Here is a 1800-nt window from a genome sequence, read left to right on the forward strand (position 1 = left end):
AAAGTTGTACAATTAATATTATTGATTCATTAGATTATTTAGATTCTATAAAGAAGATATATCAAACACTCTTATCATTAAACAAACAACGTAATATTTTTGACAGTAAGGAACTATTGGGAGTTCTGACCGAGAATTATGATAGGCTATTATACTTATATGCACGAAACACTAGTAATAGATATAAATTTAAAAATCTTAAAGGATTAGGAGGTAAGAGTAGTATTTTTACTTTGAAAAAGTACTTGGCACCGTTGTATCCACTTTTTAAATCAATGGCTAGATGAATTGTATTAGGCATTTAAAAGAAAAAAACTATTTTTTCAGAGAGATTGAAAGGGTGGAATTAAGATACCATGAGGATTTTGTTAACTGGAGGTCTTGGATATATAGGTACACATTCTGTTGTTGAATTGTTGCAAAATAATCATGAAGTAATAATTGTTGATAACTTATACAATAGTAAGATTGATGTTATCGACAAAATATACGATATTACAGGAAAAAAGCCGATTTTCTATGAAATCGATGCTACAAACTATAATGATTTAGCAATTGTTTTTAGAGATTATAAACTAGATGGAGTAATCCATTTTGCTGGAAAAAAGTCAATAGCTGAATCAGTTCAATATCCATTAGATTATTACTATACTAATTTAGTAAGTACAATCTCAATTTGTAGATTATGCATAGATTATGGCGTTAACAAATTTGTGTTTAGTTCTTCTGCTACAGTTTATGGTGATCAACCTTCTCCATTGACAGAGGAGTTAGAGCTTAAAAAAACAACTAATCCATATGGTGAAACGAAAGTAATAGGGGAAAGAATTCTAGAGGATGTCTCAAAGGCAAATCCTGAATTTGAAGTATCCATATTGCGATATTTTAATCCGATAGGTGCACATGTGAGTGGATTAATTGGAGAGGACACGAAGTATAGCCCAAATAATTTGTTGCCGTTAGTGACAAAAGTGGCGAAGGGAACTCTGGATAAACTCAGAGTATTTGGTGATGATTATCCTACAATTGATGGAACAGGAATTAGAGACTACATTCATGTTGTTGATCTAGCCAAGGGTCATGTTAAAGCTATCGAGAATCTTAAGCAGGGATTTCATATATATAATTTAGGTACTGGTTGTGGTACATCTGTTTTAGAGTTAGTTAACTCTTTTTCCACGATAAATAAAGTTGAGGTACCTTACGAAGTAGTCGGACGTAGACCTGGAGATATTGCTACTTGTTATGCTGATCCTACCCGAGCGGAAAAAGAATTAGGCTGGAAGGCAAAACTCGGGCTTGATGATATGGTGAAAGATGCTTGGAGGTTTGAATGGAGAAAATAGTAGATTTTTTGAGGCAAAACACAAAAAAAATGTATTACTACATAAGAAATATAAAAATACTCTTTTACAAAAAGCGACTTAGAGCAAAAAACAAAAATCTAATGATCTTTGGTAAAGTGATAATTAAGGATGCAGATAAAATTTATATTGGAAGAAACTGCAGACTTAATGATTATGTCTTTCTCCATGGAGGTGGTGGACTGGTAATAGAGAATGACGTCACCATATCTGCTTTTTCAAAGATATTGACATTAAGTTACAATACGGACGATTGGGAGTCTAATTATAAAAGTAAAGAACATATTGGAAAGAATGTTTACATTGGTCCTGGAGCATGGATTGGTGCTGGCTCTATTATTTTACCCGGTGTTGAATTAAATGGTAGAGGGATAATTGTAGCTGCCGGTTCTGTGGTTAATAAAAGTTTCAATGAAGATTTTATCTTAATCGGTGG

The 1800-nt window shown here is 32.6% G+C and carries 3 protein-coding genes; all 3 read left to right on the forward strand.

What is annotated here, in order from left to right; translation table 11 throughout:
* Positions 1-287 (forward strand): hypothetical protein (locus ACWNM1_RS30515; protein WP_449603926.1); only part of this gene is annotated, 287 nt, incomplete at its 5' end.
* Positions 288-356: 69 nt separating this feature from the next.
* On the forward strand, positions 357-1346 hold the full coding sequence (galE, locus tag ACWNM1_RS30520; RefSeq protein ID WP_449603927.1) for a UDP-glucose 4-epimerase GalE: 990 nt from the start codon (positions 357-359) through the stop codon (positions 1344-1346).
* A partial coding sequence (locus tag ACWNM1_RS30525) for an acyltransferase (RefSeq protein WP_449603928.1) occupies positions 1334-1800 on the forward strand: 467 nt, incomplete at its 3' end. The genes galE and ACWNM1_RS30525, both read left to right, overlap by 13 nt.

The sequence above is a fragment of the Paenibacillus sp. Marseille-Q9583 genome (genome assembly GCF_976954365.1).

Bases quoted from the DNA above. Each gene is read 5' to 3' on its own strand.
- galE (WP_449603927.1), top strand. From the start codon at position 357: ATGAGGATTTTGTTAACTGGAGGTCTTGGATATATAGGTACACATTCT.